Genomic DNA, 25,150 nt, shown 5'->3' with positions numbered 1-25,150 from the left:
ATGTCGTGCTGACCTCAGGAATGACCGCGCTCTCGATCGGCAAGGGCATCACGCTCGACACTGCCGAGGAGATGGAGGCGACGCTGCGCACGATCGGTGCCACGCGCTATCACAGCCTGCACCCGTTCCACCGCCTGCTGCACGGCGGCAAGCTCAACAAGGGCCAGGTCCAGGCCTGGGCGCTGAACCGCTATTACTACCAGAGCACGATCCCGCTGAAGGACGCGATGGTGATCTCGCGCTTCCGCGACCGCAATACAAGGATCGAATGGCGCCACCGCATCGAGGATCATGACGGAGATCTCGGCAATGAGGGCGGCATCGAGCGCTGGCTGAAGCTGACCGAGGGCCTCGGCCTCGACACGGCCTATGTGGAGTCCACCGAAGGCATTCTGCCGGCGACGCGCTTTGCCGTCGAAGCCTATGTGCATTTCTGCCGCGATCGCACGCCGCTGGAAGCGATCGCCTCCTCGCTCACCGAATTGTTCGCGCCGAACCTGCACGAGGAGCGCATCTCGGGGATGCTGAAGCACTACGACTTCGTCAACCCCGACATCATGAGCTATTTCAGCCGCCGCCTGACCCAGGCGCCGCGCGACGCCGGTTTCGCGCTCGACTATGTCAAGCAGCACGCCAAGACGCCGGCGGAGCGCGAAGCGGTCTGCAACGCGCTGATCTTCAAGACCAACGTGCTGTGGGTGCAGCTCGACGCGCTGTATCATGCGTATGTCGACGGCCAGATTCCGCCCGGCGCCTTCGTGCCGAAGACAGGTTAGAGACAACATCATGGCCAGCCGCAACATCAGCGTCAGCGAGACCAGCCGGCCGAAACTGCCGCGCCATACCAAGCTGAAATTCGACGAGACGCGGCAGGTCTGGGTGATCCTGGCGCCGGAGCGCGTGCTGGCGCCGGACGACATCGCGGTCGAGGTGCTGCAGCTGTGTGACGGCATGCACAGCGTCGCCGAGATGGTGGACCAGCTCGCGGAAAAATACGCCGCTCCACGCGAGGCGATCGCGACCGACGTGGTCGCGATGCTGCAGGATCTGGCCGACAAGGGTTTTCTCACCGAAGCGCGCGAGAGCACAGCATGAGTGACACGCTCGCCGACAACAAGACGACAGCGCCGGGCCCGAGCGCAGCCCCAAGCGATGGGCTCGCCGTGCTGGAGAGCCGCCGCTCGGCGGCCGAGACCTACGGCATCCCGCTCGCGGTGCTGCTCGAGATCACCCACCGCTGCCCGCTGCAATGCCCCTACTGCTCGAACCCGGTCGAGCTCGACCGCGGCTCGACCGAGCTCACCACGGACGAATGGAAGAAGGTGCTGAGCGAGCTTGCCGAGCTCGGCGTGCTGCAGATCCATTTCTCCGGCGGCGAGCCGACCGCGCGCAAGGACATCGTCGAGCTGGTGCAGCACGCGACCGATGTCGGGCTCTATTCCAACCTGATCACCTCGGCCGTGCTGCTGACCAGGGACAAGCTTTCGGCGCTGGCCGACGCCGGCCTCAGCCATGTGCAGATCAGTTTTCAGGGCAACGAGCCCAACGTCGCCGACCGCGTGGCAGGGCTGAAGGACGCGCACAAGAAGAAGCTCGAGGTCGCGAAATGGACGCGCGAGCTCGAATTGCCGCTCACGGTGAATGCGGTGATGCACCGGCAGAACCTGCATCAGCTGACCGACATCATCCAGATGGCGGTCGACCTCGACGCCGACCGGCTCGAGGTCGCCAACGTGCAGTATTACGGCTGGGCGCTGAAGAACCGTGCCGCGCTGATGCCGACGATCGAGCAGATCGAGGAGACCAGCCGCATCGTCGAGGAAGCCCAAATGCGCCTGAAGGGCACGCTTGCGATCGACTATGTGGTGCCGGATTACTACGCGCTGCGGCCGAAGAAATGCATGGGCGGCTGGGGCCGCCAGTTCTTCAACATCTCGCCGGCCGGCAAGGTGCTGCCGTGCCACGCCGCCGAAAGCATCACCGGGCTCGAATTCGAATCGGTGCGCTCGAATCATTCGATCGCTTGGATCTGGCAGAACTCGGAGGCCTTCAACCGCTATCGCGGCACCGGCTGGATGCCGGAGCCGTGCAAGAGTTGCGAATTCCGCGAGATCGATTACGGCGGCTGCCGCTGCCAGGCCTTTGCGCTGACCGGCGATGCCGGCAACACCGACCCGGCCTGCGCGCTGTCGCCGCGACACGAGGAGATCTTCAAGCAGGCCGAGCGGGAATCCGCCGGCACGCAGAACCGTTTCCTGTATCGCAACTTCGCCGGCGGCACGTTGGAGACGGACCACCCCCGGAACGAATCCCAGGACAAGCGCAATGGCGCCTGACGCCGACGTCGGCAAGGCCGCGAGGCGTGCCGATCCCTTTGCGCCGCTGACGTCGGAATGGCTCGACGTCGGCGATGGCCACGATCTCCATGTCGAGAGCGTCGGGCGCGAGGGCGGCATTCCCGCGGTCTATCTGCATGGCGGCCCCGGCAGCGGCTGTCAGCCCGATCATCGCCGGCTGTTCGATCCCGAGCGCTTTCACGCCGTGCTGTTCGACCAGCGCGGCTGCGGCCGCAGCCGGCCGAAGGGCAGCCGCGACAACAACACGACGCAGCACCTGATCGCGGATATGGAGAAGATCCGCGAGCGCTTCGGCTTCGCGCGTTGGATGGTGGTCGGCGGCTCCTGGGGCGCGACGCTGGCGCTGGCTTATGCGCAGGCCCACCCTGAGCGGGTCAGCGGGCTGGTGCTCCGCGCGACGTTTCTCGGCACAGCCGAGGAGCTGGACGACGTTTTCCTGCGCGCCTTGCCGCGCTTCTATCCCGCCCTCCATGAGGACTTCCTCAACTTCCTGCCCGAGAGCGAGCGCGCAGCACCGCTTGCGGCCTATTATCGCCGCATCCTCGATCCCGACGCCGCCTTGCATGCGCCGGCCGCGCGCGCCTGGCACGACACCGAACGCGCGTTGTCGGAGCACACACCGAAGCAGACGCGGCTCGACCTCAAGGCCTCGGGCGCCCTGCCCTCGACGCCGTTCATGGAGGCGCACTACTTCGCCAACAATTGCTTCATGCGGCCGCATCAATTGATGAGTGAGGCCGGCAGGCTCGCCGGCATTCCCGGCATCCTGGTGCAGGGCCGTTACGATCTGTTGTGCCCGCCCGCAACATCGCACGCGCTCGCCGCGCGCTGGCCGGGCAGCGAGGTCCGCATCATCGATGGCGCCGGCCACATCCTCTACGATCCCGGCATCCGCAACGCCGTGATGAAGGCGATCGCCGACCTTGCGGCCAAGCGCTAGACCGCCGCCGGAACACCCTCGACATCAGGAGCCGGTGAAGAACTCGACCGACTCCCTGCTTCCCTCAATGTTTGCACTTGCCGGGAGGACATGCCGGCGCTGCCCGTGGCGCGGCCGCGGGCCTTGGTGGCGCCGCCATCCGCGGTGACGGCGCTGCGTGTTGCACCTGCATCGCCGGCCGTGGTGGCGGCGCGGCGCGCGGAGCCGGTGCCGGAGCCGGACGCGGCGGCAAAGCCGCAGCACGAGGTGGCGGGGCAACCGGCCGCGCCGGCGGAGCCGCAGCCCGCACGGGCGGAGCTGCGGCATGGACCGGCGGAGCTGCCGCATGCGCCGGCGCGGGCCGGGAGACCGGCGCCGGCGACACCGCCGCGCGCGCGGGTGCCGGGCGCGCGGCCGGGGTCGGCCGTGTCGACATCGCGCGGTTCGCCGGTGACGGTGCCGCCGAGGGCTTCACGTTTGCGGTCGGCGCGGTCGCCGCATGCGGGAGCGGTTGCGCACCTGGCTTGCCGGCGGCCGCGGGTGAGGCGGGCGCGCTGGTCGCCGGCGCGACACCGGGCTTGGCCGGAGGAGCAGGCTGCGCATTGGCAGGCGCCATGGCAGTCGCCGGCTTGCCCGGCACCACCGCATTCGGCTTTGCGCCAGGTTGCGCGGCGCCGGGTTGTGCGGCTCCCGGCGGCACAGCGCCATGCTGCATGGCATTGGCCGGTGCGGTCGCCGACTGCGGCAGCGGCGGTCCATTTTTCGCGCCCGGCAGTGTATGCGCACCCGGCGTGCCCGGCGCGCCCATCGCATTCGGAGCGGCGGCAGCATTCGGAGTGGCAGCAGCGTTCGGCGCCGCGGCAGCGTTCGGTGCGGCGCGCGGAGCTCCCATCGCCGCGCCCTGCGCGGGCGTCGCGCCTTGCGGAGCGCCCGGCAGATTGGCGCGCTGCATCGCCGCGGCCGGCAGTCGCGGTGCCGCCGTCACCGGCGCGCCGCCCATCGCCGCCGTCACCCCGGCCGCATGGAGCTGCGCCGGCGTCGGGTTGGGATTGTTGATGACCGTGTTGATGACCGTGGTGTTGTGGATGTTGTTGAACACGATGTTGTTCTGCGGCGGCACGACATAGGCCGGTGCGGCGACATAGGCCGGCATCGCCACGAACATCGGCGTCGGCAGCACGTACAGGCCGATCGGCGGCGGCGGTGGCGGCAGCACGACGAAGTCCGGCGGCGGCGGCGGCAGGAAGAACACCGGCGGCGGCGGTGGCGGCGCGAAGGCGAACACCGGATCGCTGTAATACAGCACCGGGCGGTCGACATAGTCGATCTCGTCGGGCGGCGGCGGCGGCACGTCGTAGTCGAGCACCGTGAACTGCGCCGGCGGCTCCAGCGCGGCCGACAGATAGGCGAGCCGGCGCCGGCAGTCGTAGGCATGCGGCCCGCGCGGATAGCGCCGCAGATACGACCAATACGCATCAGTCGAGTCGGCGTTGTAGGTGCGCCGCCAGGTGATCGCCTCGCGCCGCGCCGCCACGATCGCGCGCACGCGCTTGGCCAGCGGATCGTTCGGATAGGCCTGCAGGTAATCCTCGTAGCCCTGCAGCGTGTCGCGCTCCAGCGCCGCGGCGTAGGCATCCTGCGCCGAGAAATCGCGGATCGGCTTGGTACGCAGCCCGGCATCGACCTGCTGCGGCGGCGCGTCCGGCTTGCGCTCGAAGAACATGAAGGGCGCGTCGACCTTGTGCGCATCCCACGGGATCTCGGCGCCCTTGGTCATCTCGTTGACGCGCAGGCGAACGCGGTCGAACACCTCGGGCAAGGTCAGGCCGCCGGTGCGGATCATTTCCGCCAACGCTTGCGCATAAGGCCCGTACGGCGGCGCACCGTCAGGGGCGACGGTGCCGGGCGCCGAGTTGAAGCCGATCAGCATCTTCGGATCGGGATCGACCAGCGCAAGACCACCGGCCAGCGGCTGGCCCTCCTTGGCGAAGGGATTGCTGCGCGCCGCATCGAGCACGATCACGCCGGCCTTGATCGGCAGCGCCGAGAGCTGATGGCTGTAGTCGGAGATGCGGATCGCCTCGACCGGCACGTCGGTGTCGCGGGCAATCTTGGCGTCGACCGGCACGAAATAGTTCTCGCCGGTGAGCTGCACGCCGTAGCCGGCGAGATACACGAAGGCCACGGCATTGGGCCCCGCCTCCTGCACCTTCTGCATGAAATCGCGGAACGATTTGCGCAGCGTCTCGCCATCGAGATCGCGTGCGCCGATCACGTCGAAGCCGGCGGCCTGCAAGGTCTGCGCGATCAGGCCGGCGTCGTTCGCGGCGGTTTGCAACGCGCCGGCCTCATAGGCGCCGTTGCCGACGACAAGTGCGAGACGCTTTTCCTGATCCTGCGCATGCACGGGAAGCGAGGCGAGCGACACCAGACCGACGATCAATGCCCACAGAATGCGTGCCATGGTGGTCGTCCCTTTTCTTCTCGAGAGTTGGCGTAACGAATGAAATGCTACCTCTGTGAACCGGTGCTGAACAGCATTGCAGCAATTGTGGCAATCCTTGGTCTGTGGTGACGGGAACCGGCTTCCCTGGTTTGCGCGATCAGGCGATATTGCGTGGATAAAACAGGCAAAAAAGGAGCACTCGATGCCAATCGCCGGACAAGGCATGCTGCTGACTTCGATGGATATCGACAGCTTGCACGAAGCTGAATTCAATCGCTGGTACGACCGCGAACATCTCGAGGAACGGGTCGCCATCGACGGCTTCCTGGAAGCCCGCCGCTACGTCGCCCATGATGGCAAGCCGAAATATCTCAGCCTCTACTCGACCGCGACCTTCGATGTGCTCGAGAGCCCGGCCTATCGCAAGGCGCTCGCCAACCAGACCGACTGGTCGAAGGCCAATATCGCGCGCTTTCAGAACATGATCCGGGGCGTTGCCCGCATCACGATCAGCCGCGGCGTCGGCAGGGGCGCAGCCCTCGGCATCATCCGCCTGCGCCCGCCTGCCGAAGGCGCGGACAAACTTCGCGTTGCATTGCGGGAGCAACTCGATCCAGCTTCGCGCGACGGCATCATCTCGATGCACCTCCTGGAGAACGACCCTGACCTGTCGAAACCGCTCACGCCGGATGCGGCGAAACCCGATCCCGGCGCCGGCGACTGGTTCGTGCTGATCGACGCCACCGACGTCGGCGCGGTCCCCGCAGCGGCCGCAGGCATCACCGGCAATGCAGCCTTGAAGCCGCTCGTGGTCACCAGCGGAGTCTACAAGCTGTTGTGGGATATCGCGAAGAGCGACCTTCCGCGCGAGTAAGCCTGATCCGGAAGCGTGCGAAGCGCTGTCCCGAAAAACATTTTCTCAAGCAAGCGTGGCGATGCAGATCATGCTGCACCGCCACATAACGCAATCGAGATTAACGCTACACGCGCATCAGCCGCGCGAAAGCTGATGATCGGACAATTTAGCCTTTGCCTTCTCTGGAACGGCTCTAATAAGATAAGCCTATGATCCAATTCAAAAACCAGAACAACGCCACGTGAGCGTTCGTCGTCAACGATAAGGCCGCGCGGGTCTGGCATTTTCGCGCGGGTCAAAGGTAGGAATGAAACCGACTGATATCTCGGCGCCTGATTACTTCCACAAAGTAGTCGATTGCCAATGGGCCTGTCCCGCACACACCCCTGTTCCCGAGTACATCCGGTTGATTGCTGAGGGGCGTTACAGCGACGCCTACATGATCAATTGGAAGTCCAACGTGTTCCCCGGCATTCTCGGGCGCACCTGCGACCGTCCATGCGAGCCGGCATGCCGCCGCGGCCGGGTCGAGGACAACCCGGTCGCGATCTGCCGCCTGAAGCGCGTCGCCGCGGACTTCAAGGACGACATCAAGCACCGGCTGCCGAAGCCCGGGCCGAAGAACGGCAAGCGCATCGCGCTGGTCGGCGGCGGCCCTGCCTCGCTCACCGTGGCGCGCGATCTCGCGCCGCTCGGCTATCACTGCACCGTGTTCGACGGCGATCCCAAGGCCGGCGGCATGATGCGCAGCCAGATTCCGAAATTCCGCCTGCCCGACAGCGTGATCGACGAGGAGACCGACTACATCCTGAACCTCGGTGTCGAGTTCAAGGGTGGTCAGCGCGTCGACAGCCTGAAGCAGCTGCTCGCCGAGAACTATGACGCGATCTTTGTCGGCTCTGGCGCACCGCGCGGCCGCGAGCTCGACATCCCCGGCCGCAAGGAGGGCGCCGCCAACATCCATATCGGCATCGAGTGGCTGGCCAACGTGTCGTTCGGCCACGTCGACAAGATCGGCCGCCGCGTCATCGTGCTCGGCGGCGGCAACACGGCGATGGATTGCTGCCGCACCGCGCGCCGCCTCGGCGGCGAAAGCGTCAAGGTGATTGTCCGCTCCGGCTTCGAGGAAATGAAGGCTTCGCCGTGGGAGAAGGAAGACGCGCTTCACGAGGACATCCCGATCCTGAACTACATGGTGCCGGTGGCGTTCAAGCATGTGGCCGGCAAGCTGATCGGCGTTACCTTCCAGAAGGTGAAGGCGGAGTACAACGCCACGGGCCGCCGCAGTCTGGTGCCCTCGGGCGAGCCTGACGAGACCGTGCCCTGCGACGATGTGCTCGTTGCGGTCGGCCAGGAGAACGCGTTCCCCTGGATCGAAGCCGATTGCGGCATCGAATTCGACAAGTGGCACATGCCGAAGGTCGATCCCAAGACGTTCGTCTCGACCAATCCGAAGGTGTTCTTCGGCGGCGATGCGGCGTTCGGGCCGAAGAACATCATCTGGGCGGTGGCGCATGGCCACGACGCCGCGCTCTCCATCCACCGCATGCTGTCCGGCGAGGACATCAACGAGCGCCCGCTGCCCGAGGTGCACGTCTCCTCGCAGAAGATGGGCATCCACGAGTGGAGCTACGACAACGACATCTCCGCCGACAAGCGCTTCAAGGTGCCGCATCGCGACAAGGTGGTCGCGCTGAAGGACATCCGCGCCGAGGTCGAGCTCGGTTACGACCTCAAGCTCGCGCTCGGCGAGGCGCAGCGCTGCCTGAATTGCGACGTGCAGACGGTGTTTTCCGCGCCGCTCTGCATCGAGTGCGACGCCTGCGTCGACATCTGTCCGATGGACTGCATCACCTTCACCCCGAACGGCGAAGAGGATGAGGTGCGGCAGCGGCTGAAAGCGCCCTCGCCGCATCACGACCAGGCGCTGTACGTTTCCGGCGACCTCAAGACCGGCCGCGTCATGGTGAAGGACGAAGACGTCTGCCTGCATTGCGGGCTGTGTGCCGAGCGCTGCCCGACCGGCGCCTGGGACATGCAGAAGTACCTCATCGATATGGTTCAAGCGGGATCAACATGTCAGTCCAAAGCCCGATCAGCAGCGTAAACGACTTCGTCGTCCGCTTCGCCAACGTCAACGGTTCGGGCTCGGCTTCCGCCAACGAGCTGTTCGCGCGCTCGATCCTGCGCCACGGCGTACCGGTCTCGCCACGCAACATCTTCCCGTCCAACATCCAGGGCCTGCCGACCTGGTATGAGGTGCGCGTCACCGAGGACGGCCATCTCGGCGCCCGCGGCGGCGTCGACCTGATGGTGGCGATGAACCCGCAGACCTGGGACAAGGACGTCGCCTCGATCGAGCCCGGCGGCTATCTGTTCTACGATTCGACCAAGCCGATGCCGTCGTCGAAATTCCGCGAGGACATCACCGTCATCGGCGTGCCGCTGACCGCGATCACCAACTCGACCTACACCGATCCCAGGCAGCGCCAGCTGTTCAAGAACATCATCTATCTCGGCGCGCTCTGTGCCCTGCTCGACCTCGATCCCAAGCTGGTCGAGCAGCTCATCGGCGAGCAGTACAAGGGCAAGGAGAAGCTGCTGTCCTCCAACGTCCATGCGCTGCATCTCGGCCGCGACTGGGCGCTGCAAAACCTGAAATGCCCGGTCGGGCTGCGGGTGAAGAAGTCCGACAAGGTCGGCGACCGCATCTTCGTCGAAGGCAACAGCGCGGCCGCGCTCGGCGCCGTCTATGGCGGCGCCACCGTGTGCGCGTGGTATCCGATCACGCCGTCATCGTCGGTGGCGGAAGCCTTCACCAGCCACTGCAAGAAGTACCGCCACGATCCCGAGACCGGCAAGGCGAAATACGCGATCGTGCAGGGCGAGGACGAGCTCGCCTCGATCGGCATCGTGATCGGCGCCTCCTGGAACGGCGCACGGGCCTTCACCGCGACGTCGGGTCCGGGCATCTCGCTGATGACTGAGTTCATCGGCCTGTCCTATTTCGCCGAGATCCCGGCCGTGATCATGAACATCCAGCGCGCCGGCCCCTCGACGGGCATGCCGACCCGCACCCAGCAATGCGACGTGATCGCCTGCGCCTATGCCTCGCACGGCGATACCAAGCATGTGCTGCTGTTCCCGGAAGATCCGGCGGAGGCGTTCGAGTTCGCCGCGGCCGCCTTCGACCTCGCCGAGCGGCTGCAGACCACGATCTTCCTGATGCTCGATCTCGACATCGGCATGAACCACCGGCTGTGCCGCCCGCTGAAGTGGGACGACGCCAAGCAATACGACCGCGGCAAGGTGATGACGGCGGAGATGCTCGAGGAAGGCCGCGACTTCGGCCGCTATCTCGACGTCGACGGCGACGGCATCCCCTATCGCACCTATCCCGGCACGCATCCGACCAAGGGTTCCTACTTCACCCGCGGCACCTCGCGCGACCGCTACGCGCGCTATTCCGAGGAAGGCGCGGTCTACGCCGACAACATGCAACGCCTGGTGCGCAAGTTCGAGACCGCGCAGGACATGGTGCCGCGGCCGCTGCAGGCCAATGCGGCAAAGCCCACCAAATACGGCGTGATCTATTTCGGCTCGACCTCGCCCGCGATGGACGAGGCGATCGGGATCCTGGAGGCGCGCGGCCACCAGCTCGACCGCATGCGCATCCGCGCCTTCCCGTTCCACTCCAGCGTCGCGAGCTTCATCGCCGACCACGACTTCGTCTACGTGGTCGAGCAGAACCGCGACGCGCAGCTTCGCCAGCTGATCGTCAACGAGAACGGCATCGACCCCGTCAGGCTGGTGCCGATCCTGCACTATGACGGCACGCCGATCACCGCGCGCTTCATCGCGGGCGCGATCGGCGACCACCAGGATCATCTCAAGGTGACCCCTCTCCGCAAGGCCGTGACATGACCTACATTGCAAAGCCGAAGTTTCATCATCCCGGCCTGAAGAAGAACGAGCTGGGCTATACCCACCGCGACTACGAGGGGAAGATCTCGACGCTGTGCGCCGGCTGCGGCCACGATTCGATCACCGCCTCGATCATCGAGGCCTGCTACGAGCTCTCGATCGAGCCGCACCGGGTGGCGAAGATTTCCGGCATCGGCTGCTCGTCGAAGACGCCGGACTATTTCCTCGGCAATTCGCACGGCTTCAACTCGGTGCACGGCCGCATGCCGTCGGTGCTGACCGGCGCCAACCTGGCCAACCGCGACCTGATCTATCTCGGCGTCTCCGGCGACGGCGATTCCGCCTCGATCGGCTTCGGCCAGTTCGCGCATTCGATCCGGCGCGCCGTCAACATGACCTACATCGTCGAGAACAACGGCGTGTACGGTCTGACCAAGGGCCAGTTCTCGGCCACCGCCGACCGCGGCTCGAAATCGAAAAAGGGCGTCACCAATACCGACAATGCGATCGACCTGGTCGCGATCGCGCTGCAACTCGGCGCCACCTTCGTGGCGCGCAGCTTCTCCGGCGACAAGACCCAATTGGTTCCCTTGATTGCCGCTGCGATCCGCCACAAGGGGGCGTCCTTCATCGACGTGATCAGCCCCTGCATCGCCTTCAACAACCACGCCGGCTCGACCAAGAGCTTTGACTATGTCCGCGAGCACAATGACGCGGTGAACCGCCTCGACGTGCTGGTCGGCCGCGATCCGATCAGCGTCGACTATGCGCCGGGCACCGTGCAGGTGGTCGAGCAGCATGACGGCTCGCGGCTCGCGCTGCGCAAGCTCGACGCCGATTACGATCCGCATGATCGTCTGGGCGCGATGACCTTCCTGCAGAAGCACGCGGCCAAGGGCCAAATCGTCACTGGCCTGCTCTATGTCGATCCGGATGCCGAGGATCTGCACACCCATCTCGACACCGTCGAGACGCCGCTCAACACGCTCGACGAACAAGCGCTGTGCCCGGGTTCAGCCGTGCTGGACAAGATCAACGCCAGCCTGCGCTGAGCAGCGGCAGCACACTCCGTGTCGTCCTCCCGTGTGCAATTGCGCACTAGGCAGGGACGACAGCGGAGTTGGTGACGGCTACTTGTCGCTCAAGACGTCGCCGAACAGCGCCCAGGACTTGCCGTCGAACCGCGCCATCTGGATTTGCCGGATCGGCGTCACATTGTCGGGCTCGGTCTGCACCTTGATGCCGGGCAACAGCATCGGCAGCTCGAGCGCCTTCAGATTGGTCGCCTGCTTGATGATGTTGGCACGGCTGTAGTCGCCGTTGCAGTTCTTCAGCACCGCCGTCATGACCTGCGCCACCGTGTAGCCCTGCACGTTGAAGAGGTCGCCCGGGCTCGCATTCGGCTGGTACTTCTTCATCCAGTCCGCAAACTCCTTCTGCGCGGGATCGTCGGCCCAGCGCGGATCGGTCGGATCCTTCAGATAGAGCCCGGTCACGACGCCGATGACGTTCTCGAGACCGGCCGGTTCAAGCACCGCGGAGACCGAGTTCGAGACGGTCGGCAGGATGGTCAGCGGCTTCCAGCCCATGCTCGCCGCCTTGCGCAGCGCCTGGGCCGCGAATTTCGGCGTCGCCTCCGCGAAGAAGACGTCCGCGCCGGACTCGCGCATCGTCACCATCTGGGAATCGATGGTGGGATCGGTCGTGAGATACGTGGTCTCGGCGACGATCTGGCCGACATGCTCGCCGAGCCCGTCCTTGAAACCCCTCAGATAGTCCTTGCCGGCGTCCTCGTTCGGCGTGATGACGGCGATCTTCGCATCCGGCTTGGTCTTCAGGATGTATTTTGCGTAGAGCCGGCCTTCGAGCTCGTAGGTCGGATTGAAACCGACCGTCCACGGGAACTGCTTTGGATCGTTCCAGCGCGTCGCGCCGGAGGACACGAACAGCTGCGGCACGCGCTTGATGTTGAGGTACTTCTGCACCGAGATGTTCGGCGCGGTGCCGACCGCGCTGAAGATCGCGAGCACCTCGTCCTGCTCGACGAGCTTGCGGGTCTGCTCGACGGTCTTCGACGGCGAATAGGCGTCGTCGAGGCTCTCGAAGTCGATCTTGCGGCCGTTGATGCCGCCTTGATCGTTGAGCATCTGGAAATACGCGGCTTCGGCACGCGCGATCGTGCCGTAGGCCGACGCCGGGCCGCTATAGGGCGCGGTGTTTCCTATTTTGATCGCGGTATCGGCCGCCACGGACGGCGAGGTCAACGAGGCCGTGAGCGCGGTGAAGGCGAGAAAGCCCGCCAGGCGGGAGCGAGTTGACAAGAGCATATCCTTTTCTTGGTTTTCTTGACGCGGCGCACATTATCCATCGCGTCCGCGCAGGCAATCACCAAGAACGTCTCGCGAGATTTCCGCATGCCGGCAATCGCGTTCGCGCATAGAACGCCATGCGCTTTCAAGTCGGAATGTTGCCGGCATGTTCATGATGTGAGCCTTCGATAGACATGAAGGTTCACCGAGCAAGACTCGCATTCCGCGCGGCGGTGTGCGCCGCGCTCATGTCAGCGAGAGCGTGATCCTCAGGCCGCGACCGCAGCCGCGCGCGGGCTGACGACGTATTCCTTCAGCACCTTGTCGGTGCCGTCGATTTCGGTCAGCGCGACGTCGTAGGACCACAGATCGGCGAGGTGTTGCAGCACGCGCCGCGCGTCGGTCTCGTTGAGTTGCGCGCCCTTCACGGTGGTGTGGCGCAGCATCAGGCGGCGATCGCCGTCGAGATCGACATCCACGACCTCGATATTGGCGTCGACGAAGCCGACGTCGTATTGCCGTGCCAGTTCGCGGCGGACCCGGCGGTAGCCGCGCTCGTCGTGGATCGCGTCGACCTTGATCCCCTGGCTTTCCGCGGGGTCGTCGTGCAAATGGAACATGCGGAAGCGCCGGATCAGCGCCGGGCTGAGGAACTGGTTGATGAAGCTCTCGTCGCGGTAGTTGCTCCAGATCTCGCGCAGCACGCCCTCGACGTCGCCCTTGCCGGCGATATCGGGGAACCACTCGCGGTCCTCGTCCTCCGGATTTTTCACGATCCGCTCGATGTCCTGCATCATGGCGAAGCCGAGCGCGTAGGGATTGAAGCCGGAATAGCGGCGGTCGTCGAATTCGGGCTGGAACACCACATTGGTGTGCGACTGCAGGAATTCGAGGAAATTGCCGTCGGTGAGCCGGCCCTGCTGATGCAGCCGGCTCATGATGCGGTAATGGACGTAGGTCGCGGTGCCCTCGTTCATCACCTTGGTCTGGCCCTGCGGGTAGAAATACTGCGCGATGTGGCGGACGATGCGGATCAGCTCGCGCTGCCAGGGTGCAAGGCGCGGCGCGGTCTTCTCGAGGAAATAGAGGATGTTCTCCTGCGGCAAGCCGAGCAGCGCGCGGCGGCGCTCGGCCGTGAGCGTAGCCTTGCTCTTGGCCTTGGTGTTCGGCACCGTCCGCCACAAATCGTTGAACACGCTTTCCTCGTGCTGCCGGCGCTCGCCGGCACGCTTCTCCTCGGCACGCAAATCGAGCGTCTTCTTTCCGGGATAGCGGTCGACGCCATGCGACATCAGCGCATGCGCGGCATCGAGCGTCCGCTCCACCGTCTCGCGGCCGTGGCGGTCCTCGCAGACCGCGATGTAGCCCTTGGCGAATTCCAGATAGTCGAGAATGCCGTCGGCATCGGTCCACTGCTTGAACAGATAGTTGTTCTTGAAGAAGTGATTGTGCCCGAACGCCGCGTGCGCGATCACCAGCGTCTGCATCGTCGCCGTGTTCTCCTCCATCAGATAGGAGATGCACGGCGAGGAATTGATCACGATCTCATAGGCGAGGCCCATCAGACCCTTGCGATAGGACGCTTCCTGGAACGCGAATTGCTTGCCGAATGACCAGTGCTTGTAGAACAGCGGCATGCCGACCGAGGAATAGGCGTCGAGCATCTGCTCGGCGGTGATCACCTCGATCTGGTTGGGATAGACGTCGAGCCCGAGCTCGGTGCGCGCGATTTTCTCGCAGGCGTCGTGGACCCGCTGCAAGGTCTGGAAATCCCAATCGGCGCCCTCGAACAGCCGTTCCCCGGAAGAACCCATCACGCTACACCCTTTCCTGCTTGCTGCGGCGCTTGAACAGGTCCTGGAACACCGGGAAGATCTCGCCGCGCTCGCTCACCTTGCGCATCGACAGCGGCGCGCCCTCGTTGCGCAGACGCTCATAGAGCGTCCAGAGCGAGGAGTCCGGCATGTCGAAAGTGTAGTTGGCGGCTTCGCCGACCTCGAGATAGGCGAAGAACTGGCAGACCGGCAGGATCTTGTCGGTCAGGAGGTGACCGGTCAGCGCGCTGTCCGAGGTCATGTTGTCGCCGTCCGAGGCCTGGGCGGCGTAGATGTTCCAGTCGGCCGGACGGAAGCGGGTGCGGACGATGTCGTTCATCGCGACCAAGGCGCTCGACACTAGCGTGCCGCCGGAAGCCGGTCCGTGGAAGAAGGTGTCCTCGTCGACCTCCTCGGCGCGGTCGGTATGGCGGATGAACACGATCTCGACGTGCTTGTAGCGCCGCTTCAGGAACACGTAGAGCAGCATATAGAACCGCTTCGCCAGATCCTTCATGTGCTCGGACATCGAGCCCGATACGTCCATCAGGCAGAACATCACGGCCTGCGCCACCGGCTTCGGCACCGTCTCGAAGCGGCGATAGCGGATGTCGATCGGATCGATGAACGGGATCCGCTTGGCCTTGGCCTTCAGCGCTTCGAGCAGCGCCAGCAGCTCGCGGCGCCGCGCATCGTCATCGCATTCGGCAAGCTCCGCCTCGAGCGCCTCGATGTCGTCCTTGCGCGGCCGGCGCAGTGCCACGCGTCGCGCCAGCGCCCGGCTCACCGTGCGGCTGATCGAGATGTTGGCGGGCGAGCCGGAGGTCGCATAGCCGGCGCGCTGAATGCCTTCGCTTTCGGTTTCCGCGAGCTTGCGCTTGGCAAGATCGGGCAGTTCGAGGTCGTCGAGGAAGAGATCGACGAATTCGTCGCGGCTGAGCACGAAGCGGAAGGCGTCCTCGCTGTCGCCCTCGCCTGCGCCGGAGCCCTTGGCGCCGCTTTGGTTCGGGCGCTGCAGCCAGTCGCCCTCGACGAACTTCTTGTTGCCGGGCAGCACCATGTCACGCGTGCCGCCCTCGCGCCGGAACCGCGGCTCGTCCATGCCGTCCAGCGGGATTGTCACTTCGCCGCCTTCCAGGACATCCTTGATGTCCCGGTCCTGTGACGACTTCTTGACGGCCCCCTGCACCAGCGCCTTGGCGCGCCGCAGGAAGCGCTGGCGGTTCTCCAGGCTCTTGCTACCCGGATTCAACCGCCGATCGACGATATGCATGACCACGTTGCATCTGCCTCACCGGATGCGATCATGACAGTCGCATCGCATTTTATTGGACGGGACGAGACGAAACGGAAAGCCGGTGCCGGCTTTCCGGATCGCGCATTAGCCGGCCTGCTTCACCCGCATGTACCACTCGACGAGCCGGCGGACCTGGCGCTCGGTATAGCCGCGCTCCACCATCCGCTCGACGAACTCGCCGTGCTTCTTCTCGGTCTCGCCGTCCTTCTTGGAGCCGAACGAGATGACCGGAAGCAGATCCTCGACCTGCGAGAATATCCGCTTCTCGATCACGTCGCGAACCTTTTCGTAGGAGGTCCAGCTCGGGTTCTTGCCGCCGTTATGGGCCCGCGAGCGCAGCGAGAACTTGACGACCTCGTTGCGGAAGTCCTTCGGGTTGGCGATGCCGGCCGGCTTCTCGATCTTGGTCAGCTCCTGGTTCAGGAGCTCGCGGTTCATCAGCTGACCGGTGTCGGGATCCTTGAAGTCCTGATCCTCGATCCAGGCGTCGGCGTAGTCGACATAGCGGTCGAACAGGTTCTGGCCGTAGTCGGCGTAGGATTCCAGATAGGCCTTCTGGATCTCGTTGCCGATGAACTCGGCATAGCGCGGCGCGAGGTCGGCCTTGATGAATTCGAGATAGCGCTTCTCGGTCTCGTCAGGCAGCTGCTCGCGGCGGATCGCCTGCTCCAGCACATACATCAGGTGCACCGCATCGGCGCCGACTTCGGTGGTGTCATGGTTGAAGGTCGAGGCGAGCACCTTGAAAGCAAAGCGGGTGGAGACGCCGTCCATGCCCTCGTCGACGCCGGCCGCGTCCTTGTACTCCTGAACGCTGCGCGCCTTCGGATCGGATTCCTTGAGGCTCTCGCCGTCATAGACCCGCATCTTGCCAAACAGCGTCGAGTTCTCGTGCTTGCGCAGCCGCGACATCACCGAGAAGCGCGCCATCGTCTCCAGCGTCGCCGGAGCGCAAGGTGCTGCGGCAAGCTCGGAGCCCTGGATCAGCTTCTCGTAGATCTTCTGCTCCTCGGTGACCCGCAGGACGTACGGGACCTTGATGACGCAGATGCGGTCGATGAAGGCCTCGTTGTTCTTGTTGGTCTTGAAGCTCTGCCACTCGGCTTCGTTCGAGTGCGCGAGGATGATGCCGGTGAACGGAATCGCGCCGATATTCTCGGTGCCGATGTAGTTACCCTCCTGCGTCGCGGTCAGCAGCGGGTGCAGCATCTTGATCGGTGCCTTGAACATTTCGACGAACTCGAGCACGCCCTGGTTGGCGCGGTTGAGGCCGCCGGAATAGCTGTAGGCGTCGGGATCGTTCTGGGCGTAGGTCTCGAGCTTGCGGATGTCGACCTTGCCGACCAGCGAGGAGATGTCCTGGTTGTTCTCGTCACCGGGCTCGGTCTTGGCAACCGCGATCTGGCGCAGCCTTGAAGGCTGGATGCGCGCGACGCGGAATTGCGAGATGTCGCCACCGAAGGCTTCGAGCCGCTTGTAGGCCCAGGGCGACATCAGCCCGCTCAGCCGGCGGCGCGGAATGCCGTACTTCTCCTCGATCATCGGGCCAAGCGTCTCGGGATCAAACAGCCCAAGCGGGCTCTCGAACACCGGCGACAGCTCGTCGCCCGCCTTCAGCACGTAGATCGGATGAATCTCCATCAGCGCCTTGATGCGCTCGGCGAGCGATGACTTGCCGCCGCCGACCGGCCCGAGCAGATAGAGGATCTGCTTGCGCTCTTCGAGGCCCTGCGCGGCGTGACGGAAGAAGCCGACGAGGCGTTCGATCGTGTCCTCCATGCCGTAGAACCCGGCGAAGGCCGGATACGACCTGATCGTACGGTTCAAAAAGATACGGCCAAGGCGTGGGTCCTTGGCCGTGTCGATCATCTGGGGCTCACCGATTGCCGCCAATAACCGCTCGGCCGCATTTGCATATCGCATCGGATCACTTCGACACGACTCCAAATACTCGGCCATCGACATGTCGGTCTGGCTTCGCGCTTCAAACGACCTTGCGAAGGCGTTGAACAAAGAATCGTTGTACATGATCCCTCTCTCCACGATATGTATCGCCGCACGACTGACACGAGTCGTAACAAGAGCGTCCTAGGATCGAATCAGCGTCGGCACGCTGAGTCCATTGGACACTCGACCGACTCAGTTCGGCAATGCACGGCGCGTGCAGCCTCTGCCTTATCAACAGGCAGGAAGCTTAATGGTTCATCAATATCCCCTTGTTTTTGGTGGCTGTAACCCCCTCGCCACATCCGTGGTTTACCGGGGCCCAGGCCTCCGAAGCGGACATCCGAGCGGGCAACTTCCCGTCCGGCGATGGACGTTGGGCTTCCCTGAAAAAGTGTGACCGTTCAGCCGTGGCGTCAAGATGCACGCGCCATAGACTCTCATGAACAAACGTTCAGCCGCGGTTGAACGTGCCTCCTTGTCGCCGCGACTAAGGCAACGAGCCCGCGCAGTTCCGCGCGGCACCATTGCCGCGCTTTAAAGATGACACCTTGGAGGCGCTGGCTATTCCCGAGCCGGTCATGAAGCAGGCGCTCCTTGTTGTCGCACTCGCAGCCGCCGCCTGGACCGGCGCGCCGTTAGCCGTTCAGGCGCAGGAAGGCGTCGACAAGGCCGCGGCGGCCGCCTTCGACAACAGGATGTTCGCGGGCCCGCCCGGCGCGAAAGCCTATGCCTGCTTCGTGCGGCGCTACGATGCAAATCATCTGGCGCAGCATCCGAAGCAGAAGGTCAGCGCGATGAAGCTGCTGGTGTCAGCGGAAGACGCTCCGGAGGACAAGGCCACCAACTATTCATTCCGGCTCGGCGTCGCGTACCGCCACCGCCCTGGCAATTTCGACTCCAGCGGCTACTGCAATCATGCCATCGCGGCCGAATCCGGCCACGAAATACGCTTCGAATGCGGCGTGGATTGCGAGGGCGGCGGTATCACCGTGGCGTTGTCCAAGGACAATAAATCCGTGATTGCGCGCCTTGGCCGCATCATGGTGTGGAATCGCAACAAGCCCGACGACGATGCGGGCGAAGCGCTGTTCGCCGGCGCCGACGACAAGATCTTTCGCGTCGATCGCGCGGACTTGGGCGAATGCGCCGAACTTGTGACCGACCGCAAGGAACTCGCTGCGCTCCGCCACAAATGATAGGTTTGCCCAAAGGGACAACACTGGATCAACAATAATTGCGCGAGAGACGCCATGCGCCGACGCAGCATCCTCTGGGGCACGCTTTCAGCGATCGGCGCCGTCTTGGCAGCGTCCCAGGCCGGCGCCGCCACCGAAGCACCGCCGCAAAAGCTGAAGGTGGTCTATCACCTCGATGACCTCGACAAGGTCAATTTCGTGATCGGCAACATCCAGAACCATCTCGACGGCGTCGGCGGCCCCGGCAATGTGACGATTGCGCTGGTGGTGCACGGCCGGGCGCTGAAGGCGTTTCATTCAGCAGCCGCCAATCCCGAGCTGTCAAAACATGTCGCGCGGTTCACCAAGGATGGGATCGAGTTCGCCGCCTGCGGCAACACCATGAAATCGCAGAACATCGGCCTCGCCGACTTGCTCCCCGGCTTCGTTGCCGCCGAGCGCGGCGGGGTGGTCCGCCTCGCCGAGCTGCAATCCCAAGGTTACCTCTACCTGCGCCCCTGACGCGCGGTCCTGCGCCGCAACGCGTCATAAAAATGTGCTGAGATGGGGGTCTGCTCGCACCTGCGTCCGAGCGGATCGAACTGTTGTGAATGGCGTTATCCCTTGGAAATGCTGATATTCCGCCCGGGGCTCCCGCCATGTTGACAATCCCCCTCCGCCCCCGAAAGCTGCCCGGGAACCCAAAAATCGACCCTCGATCGAACGAGAACAGGCACCCATGAACCCCGTCAAAGCACTCGAAAATCACCGTCAGGCCGTCTGGCTGGACTTCCTCGCGCGCGGCTTCGTCGCCGATGGCGACCTGAAGCGGCTGATCGAGACCGACGGCGTCAAAGGCGTGACGTCCAACCCCTCGATCTTCGAGAAGGCGATCGGCAGCTCGGATGAATATGACGGGGCGATCAGCAAGGCCCTCAAGAACGGCGACCGCTCGGTCGCCGACCTGTTCGAGCACCTCGCGGTCGAGGACATCCAGCACGCCGCCGACGTGCTGCGCCCGGTCTACGACCAGAGCCACGGCGGCGACGGCTTCGTCAGCCTCGAGGTGTCGCCCTATCTCGCGATGGACACCAAGGGCACGATCGCGGAAGCCGAACGGCTCTGGAAGGACGTCCACCGCAAGAACCTGATGGTCAAGGTGCCGGCGACGCCCGAGGGCCTGCCGGCGATCGAGTACCTGATCGGCGAAGGCATCAGCATCAACATCACGCTGCTGTTCTCGCAGAAGGTCTATCGCCAGGTCGCCGAGGCCTATCTCAAGGGCCTGGAGAAATACGTCGGCAAGGGCGGCGATCCCTCCCATGTCGCGAGCGTCGCGAGCTTCTTCGTCAGCCGCATCGACACCGCCGTCGACAAGCAGCTCGACGAGAAGATCGCCAAGGCCAACGATCCGCACGAAAAGGAGCGGCTCGCGGCCTTGAAGGGCAAGGTCGCCATCGCCAATGCCAAGCTCGCCTATCAGGACTACAAGCACCTGTTCGCTGGCAACCGCTGGGACAAGCTGACGGCCAAGGGCGCCAAGCCGCAGCGGCTGTTGTGGGCTTCGACCGGCACCAAGAACAAGGACTATAGCGACGTGCTCTATGTCGAGGAGCTGATCGGCCCCGACACCGTCAACACCGTGCCGCCGGCAACGCTCGATGCCTTCCGCGACCACGGCAAGGTCCGCGACAGCCTCGAGGAGAATGTCGAGGACGCCCGCCACGTGCTGGAAGAGCTGGAGAAGTCCGGCATCTCGCTCGATGCGATTACCGAGGAGCTGGTCAGGGACGGCGTCAAGCTGTTCGCCGACGCGGCCGACAAGCTCTACGGCGCGGTCGCCCACAAGCGCGCCACCTCGCTCGGCGGCGGCATCGACCGCCAGAAGCTCGCGCTCGGCGCCACCATCGAGAAGGCGGTCGAGAAGAGCACCGAGGAATGGCGCGCCTCCGCCCGGATCCGAAGGCTCTGGCACAAGGACAAATCGGTCTGGACCGGCGACGACGAGGACAAATGGCTGGGCTGGCTCACCAGCGCGGCCACCGCTGATGTCGCCGACTACGAGGACTTCGCCCGGCGCGTGAAGGGGCAGAACTTCACCGATGCCGTCGTGCTCGGCATGGGCGGGTCGAGCCTTGGGCCGGAGGTCCTGGCCCAGACCTTCCCGCACCGATCCGGTTTCCCGCGGCTGCACGTGCTCGATTCCACCGATCCGGCGCAGGTGCGCGCGATGGAGGAGTATGTCGACATCGCAAGGACGCTGTTCATCGTCTCCTCCAAATCCGGCGGCACCACCGAGCCGAACGTGATGAAGGACTATTTCTTCGATCGGGTGGCGAAGGCGATCGGCAAGGACAAGGCCGGCCACCGCTTCATCGCGGTGACCGATCCGGGCTCATCGCTGCAGAAGGTCGCGATCAAGCAGGGCTTTGCCCGCATCTTCTACGGCGACCCCGCGATCGGCGGCCGCTATTCCGTGCTGTCGCCGTTCGGTCTGGTGCCGGCGGCCGCTGCCGGCATCGACGTCCGCAGCCTGCTCGGCCATACGCTCGCGATGGTGCGCTCCTGCGGTGCCGACGTGCCGCCGCAGGAGAACCCGGGCGTGCAGCTCGGGCTCGCGATGGGCATCGCCGGGCTCGAAGGCCGCGACAAGGTGACGATCTTCGCCTCGCCGGACATTGCCGATTTCGGCGCCTGGGCCGAGCAGCTGATCGCGGAATCGACCGGCAAGGACGGCAAGGGCCTGATCCCGATCGAGGGCGAGACGATTGGCGACGCCGCGGTCTACGGCAACGACCGGTTCTTCATCGATCTGCGCACCGATGGCGAGAACGATGCAGCGCATGAGGCCAAGCTCGCGGCGCTCGAGGCCGCCGGCCATCCCGTGGTTCGGATCGTGATGAAGTCGATCGACCATATCGGTCAGGAGTTCTTCCGCTTCGAGATCGCGACCGCGGTCGCTGGGTCGATCCTCGGCATCAACCCGTTCAACCAGCCCGACGTCGAAGCCGCCAAGATCAAGACCCGCGAACTGACGGCAGCGTTCGAGAAGACCGGGTCGCTGCCGGCCGAACAGCCGGTGGTGTCGGCGGACGGGGTCGATCTCTACACCGACGCGCAGAACGCCGAGGAGCTGCGCAAGGCCGGTGCGAACGGCGATCTCGACTCCTGGATCAAGGCGCACCTCTCGCGCTCCGGCCGCGGCGACTATGTCGCCCTGCTCGCCTATATCGAGCGCGATGGCGACACCATCGACGCCATGCAGGCGATGCGGCTGAAGGTACGCGACGCAAGACACCTTGCGACCTGCGCCGAGTTCGGTCCGCGCTTCCTGCATTCGACCGGGCAGGCCTACAAAGGCGGCCCCGACAGCGGCGTGTTCCTGCAGGTCACGACCGACGATACGGCGGACCTGCCGGTGCCCGGCCAGAAGGCGAGCTTCGGCGTGATCAAGGCGGCACAGGCGCGCGGCGATTTCGACGTGCTCACCGAGCGCGGCCGGCGCGCGCTGCGCGTGCATCTCAAGGGCGATCTCAGCTCCGGGCTCGCGGCGCTCGATGCCGCGATCTCGGCTGCACTGAACTGACGGAGGCGAGGGATGCAACTCGGCATGATCGGCCTCGGGCGGATGGGCGGCAATATCGTCCGGCGCCTGATGACCCAGGGCCACACCACCGTGGTCTACGACAAGGATCCGAAGGCCGTCGCGGCGCTCGTCGCCGACAATGCGACCGGGTCCTCGTCGCTGGAGGATTTCGTCCTCAAGCTGGAGGCGCCGCGCACCGCCTGGGTGATGCTGCCGGCCGGCAAGATCACCGAAGCCACCATCGAGGCGCTGTCGAAGCTGATGCAGCCAGGCGACGTCATCATCGATGGCGGCAACACCTTCTGGCAGGATGACGTCCGCCGCGGCAAGGCGCTCAGGGAGCGCGGGCTGCATTACGTCGATGTCGGCACCAGCGGCGGCATCTGGGGCATCGAGCGCGGCTACTGCATGATGATCGGCGGCGACAAGAAAGTGGTCGACCGGCTCGACCCGATCTTCAAGACGCTGGCGCCCGGGATCGGCGACATTCCCCGCACCTCCGGCCGCGAGGGCCGCGATCCGCGCATCGAACAGGGCTACATTCACGCCGGCCCGATCGGCGCCGGGCATTTCGTCAAGATGATCCACAACGGTATCGAATACGGCCTGATGCAGGCCTATGCTGAAGGCTTCGACATCCTGAAGAACGCCAATATCGAGGCGCTGCCGGCCGAGCATCGCTTCGACCTCGACATCGCCGACATCGCCGAAGTCTGGCGGCGCGGCAGCGTGATCCCGTCCTGGCTGCTCGACCTCACGGCATCGGCGCTGGCGCAGAACCACACGCTCGACGATTATTCCGGCTTTGTCGAGGATTCCGGCGAAGGCCGCTGGACCGTCAACGCCGCGGTCGACGAGGCCGTGCCGGCCGAGGTGCTGACGGCCGCGCTCTACACGCGCTTCCGCTCGCGCAAGGATCACACCTTCGCGGAGAAGATCCTCTCGGCGATGCGCGCAGGTTTCGGCGGCCACAAGGAGCCGCCGAAAAAGGCATAAAAAGCTTGAAGAGAACCGCGGAAGGTCACGTGCAGAAGAAACCCGATCCTTGCTCCTTCATCATCTTCGGCGCCACCGGTGATCTGACGCACCGGCTGGTCATCCCGGCGCTCTACAATCTCGCCGCCGGCAATCTGCTGCCGGACAAATTCTGCGTCGTCGGCATTGTCCGCAAGGGCATGTCGAGCGAGCAGCTGACCGACAGCCTGATGCAGGGGCTGCGCAAGTTCGCCACCCGCCCGGTGGACGAGGCGATCGCAAAGCGGCTGTTCGAATGCGTCACCTCGATCGAGGCCGATCCGCGCGATCCGGCTTCCTTCGATGCCATGAACGAACGGCTCGACAAGCTCGAGACGGCGCGCGGCACCGGTGGCAACCGGCTGTTCTATCTCGCGACCCCGCCGAGCGCCTTCCTGCCGATCAGTGAGCAGCTCGGGCGCACCGGCATGCTGGAAGAGAACGGCGCCTGGCGGCGGCTGATCATCGAAAAGCCGTTCGGCACCGATCTGGCGTCGGCCAGGGCGTTGAATGCCGCGCTGCTGAAGCTGATGGACGAGCACCAGATCTACCGGATCGATCACTATCTCGGCAAGGAAACCGTCCAGAACATCCTGGTGCTGCGCTTCGCCAACGGCATGTTCGAGCCGATCTGGAATCGCAACCACATCGACCATATCCAGATCACCGTCGACGAGAAGCTCGGCGTCGGTCATCGCGGCAGCTTCTACGACGCCACCGGCGCGCTGCGCGACATGGTGCCGAACCATCTGTTCCAGCTGCTGTCGCTGGTGACGATGGAGCCGCCGGCGCGGTTCGACGCCCACGCGGTGCGCTCCGAAAAGGCCGAGGTGCTGAGCGCGATCCAGACCCAGAGCGAACAGGAGGCGCTGCACAATTCGGTGCGCGGCCAGTATCGCGCCGGCCGGATCGGCGACACCGAGATCGAGGACTTTCTCAAGACGCCCGACGTCAGGCCCGACAGCTCGACCGAGACCTATGCCGCGCTGAAGCTGACCATCGACAATTGGCGCTGGGCCGGCGTGCCGTTCTACCTGCGCACCGGCAAGGCGCTGACCACCAAGCGCACCGAGATCGCGATCAAGTTCAAGCAGGCGCCGTTCGCTATGTTCCGCGACACGTCGGTCGATCGCCTGTCGCAGAACTACCTCGTCATCTCCACTGAGCCGACCGAGGGCATCGAGCTGCAGTTCAACACCAAGGTACCCGGCCCGACCATCAACATCGACGGCGTCGAGATGAAGTTCCGCTACAAGGACTACTTCAAGGCCGAGCCGTCGACCGGCTACGAGACACTCATCTATGACTGCATGATCGGCGACAATCTGCTGTTCCAGCGCGCCGACAGCGTCGAGGCCGGATGGCAGGCGGTGCAGCCCTTCATCGACGCCTGGAAGAGCGCCGGCGGCCGTGGCCTGCAACCCTACAAGGCCGGCAGCGAAGGCCCGGAGGCCGCCAATGCGCTGCTGACGCGCGACGGCCGCAGCTGGCGGAAGCTGGGCTGAC

18 protein-coding genes are annotated in these 25,150 nt (G+C 64.8%); 13 read left to right on the top strand and 5 right to left on the bottom strand.

Annotation, left to right across the window (positions count from 1 at the left end; translation table 11 throughout):
- Positions 1–20: 20 nt before the first annotated feature.
- From pqqC to pip, 4 genes are read left to right on the top strand one after another with little or no spacing between them, the layout of a single operon-like run.
- The gene (gene pqqC, locus ACVIYL_RS19940) at positions 21–776 is read left to right on the top strand and encodes a pyrroloquinoline-quinone synthase PqqC (protein WP_057015091.1); all 756 of its coding nucleotides are present in this window, start codon (positions 21–23) and stop codon (positions 774–776) included.
- 10 nt (positions 777–786) lie between these two features.
- Positions 787–1,095, top strand: a complete 309-nt coding sequence (pqqD, locus tag ACVIYL_RS19935; protein ID WP_253607456.1) for a pyrroloquinoline quinone biosynthesis peptide chaperone PqqD — start codon at positions 787–789, stop codon at positions 1,093–1,095.
- The gene (pqqE, locus tag ACVIYL_RS19930) at positions 1,092–2,336 is read left to right on the top strand and encodes a pyrroloquinoline quinone biosynthesis protein PqqE (protein ID WP_253607455.1); all 1,245 of its coding nucleotides are present in this window, start codon (positions 1,092–1,094) and stop codon (positions 2,334–2,336) included. Before pqqD ends, pqqE begins: the two co-directional genes overlap by 4 nt.
- Positions 2,326–3,297, top strand: coding sequence for a prolyl aminopeptidase (gene pip, locus ACVIYL_RS19925; protein WP_092085712.1), 972 nt, complete (start codon positions 2,326–2,328; stop codon positions 3,295–3,297). Before pqqE ends, pip begins: the two co-directional genes overlap by 11 nt.
- A gap of 64 nt (positions 3,298–3,361) precedes the next feature.
- On the opposite strand, the gene ACVIYL_RS19920 is transcribed toward pip, so the two are convergent.
- Complete coding sequence (locus ACVIYL_RS19920; RefSeq protein ID WP_310882991.1) at positions 3,362–5,740, bottom strand: caspase family protein; 2,379 nt, start codon at positions 5,738–5,740, stop codon at positions 3,362–3,364.
- Between the two features lie 184 nt (positions 5,741–5,924).
- On the opposite strand from ACVIYL_RS19920, the gene ACVIYL_RS19915 reads away from it, so the two are divergent.
- From ACVIYL_RS19915 to ACVIYL_RS19900, 4 genes are all read left to right on the top strand, one after another.
- Positions 5,925–6,596 (top strand): DUF4286 family protein, encoded by a 672-nt coding sequence (locus tag ACVIYL_RS19915; protein ID WP_253607452.1) that lies wholly within the window; start codon positions 5,925–5,927, stop codon positions 6,594–6,596.
- A gap of 289 nt (positions 6,597–6,885) precedes the next feature.
- Positions 6,886–8,685, top strand: coding sequence for an FAD-dependent oxidoreductase (locus ACVIYL_RS19910; RefSeq protein ID WP_310882990.1), 1,800 nt, complete (start codon positions 6,886–6,888; stop codon positions 8,683–8,685).
- The gene (locus ACVIYL_RS19905; RefSeq protein ID WP_176937027.1) at positions 8,655–10,502 is read left to right on the top strand and encodes a 2-oxoacid:acceptor oxidoreductase subunit alpha; all 1,848 of its coding nucleotides are present in this window, start codon (positions 8,655–8,657) and stop codon (positions 10,500–10,502) included. The genes ACVIYL_RS19910 and ACVIYL_RS19905 overlap by 31 nt, the downstream gene beginning before the upstream one ends.
- Positions 10,499–11,554, top strand: coding sequence for a 2-oxoacid:ferredoxin oxidoreductase subunit beta (locus tag ACVIYL_RS19900; protein WP_028332672.1), 1,056 nt, complete (start codon positions 10,499–10,501; stop codon positions 11,552–11,554). Before ACVIYL_RS19905 ends, ACVIYL_RS19900 begins: the two co-directional genes overlap by 4 nt.
- Before the next feature lie 78 nt (positions 11,555–11,632).
- On the opposite strand, the gene ACVIYL_RS19895 is transcribed toward ACVIYL_RS19900, so the two are convergent.
- The 4 genes from ACVIYL_RS19895 to ACVIYL_RS19880 form a co-directional block, all read right to left on the bottom strand.
- The gene (locus ACVIYL_RS19895) at positions 11,633–12,829 is read right to left on the bottom strand and encodes an ABC transporter substrate-binding protein (protein WP_310882989.1); all 1,197 of its coding nucleotides are present in this window, start codon (positions 12,827–12,829) and stop codon (positions 11,633–11,635) included.
- 251 nt (positions 12,830–13,080) lie between these two features.
- On the bottom strand, positions 13,081–14,625 hold the full coding sequence (locus tag ACVIYL_RS19890) for a SpoVR family protein (protein ID WP_057014891.1): 1,545 nt from the start codon (positions 14,623–14,625) through the stop codon (positions 13,081–13,083).
- Between the two features lie 4 nt (positions 14,626–14,629).
- Positions 14,630–15,898: a YeaH/YhbH family protein gene (locus ACVIYL_RS19885; RefSeq protein ID WP_076823957.1), complete on the bottom strand. Its 1,269-nt coding sequence runs from the start codon at positions 15,896–15,898 to the stop codon at positions 14,630–14,632.
- Between the two features lie 108 nt (positions 15,899–16,006).
- A complete protein-coding gene (locus ACVIYL_RS19880) occupies positions 16,007–17,950 on the bottom strand; it encodes a PrkA family serine protein kinase (protein WP_038382967.1) in 1,944 nt (647 codons plus the stop codon).
- 497 nt (positions 17,951–18,447) lie between these two features.
- Here ACVIYL_RS19880 and ACVIYL_RS19875 point away from each other — a divergent pair, with 497 nt between their 5' ends.
- From ACVIYL_RS19875 to zwf, 5 genes are all read left to right on the top strand, one after another.
- Positions 18,448–19,065, top strand: coding sequence for a hypothetical protein (locus tag ACVIYL_RS19875; protein WP_456779544.1), 618 nt, complete (start codon positions 18,448–18,450; stop codon positions 19,063–19,065).
- A 54-nt stretch (positions 19,066–19,119) separates the two neighbouring features.
- Positions 19,120–19,566 carry a DsrE family protein gene (locus ACVIYL_RS19870; RefSeq protein WP_283069417.1) on the top strand — a complete coding sequence of 149 codons (447 nt, stop codon included), beginning with the start codon at positions 19,120–19,122 and terminating at the stop codon, positions 19,564–19,566.
- A gap of 217 nt (positions 19,567–19,783) precedes the next feature.
- Positions 19,784–22,630, top strand: coding sequence for a bifunctional transaldolase/phosoglucose isomerase (locus ACVIYL_RS19865; protein ID WP_456779543.1), 2,847 nt, complete (start codon positions 19,784–19,786; stop codon positions 22,628–22,630).
- A 12-nt stretch (positions 22,631–22,642) separates the two neighbouring features.
- Positions 22,643–23,626: a phosphogluconate dehydrogenase (NAD(+)-dependent, decarboxylating) gene (gnd, locus tag ACVIYL_RS19860; protein WP_456779542.1), complete on the top strand. Its 984-nt coding sequence runs from the start codon at positions 22,643–22,645 to the stop codon at positions 23,624–23,626.
- A 29-nt stretch (positions 23,627–23,655) separates the two neighbouring features.
- Positions 23,656–25,149 (top strand): glucose-6-phosphate dehydrogenase, encoded by a 1,494-nt coding sequence (gene zwf, locus ACVIYL_RS19855; RefSeq protein ID WP_253607437.1) that lies wholly within the window; start codon positions 23,656–23,658, stop codon positions 25,147–25,149.
- The last annotated feature ends 1 nt before the right edge of the window (position 25,150 follow it).

It is taken from the genome of Bradyrhizobium sp. USDA 3315, assembly GCF_054056795.1.
This window is presented reverse-complemented; position numbering and strand designations above follow the sequence as displayed.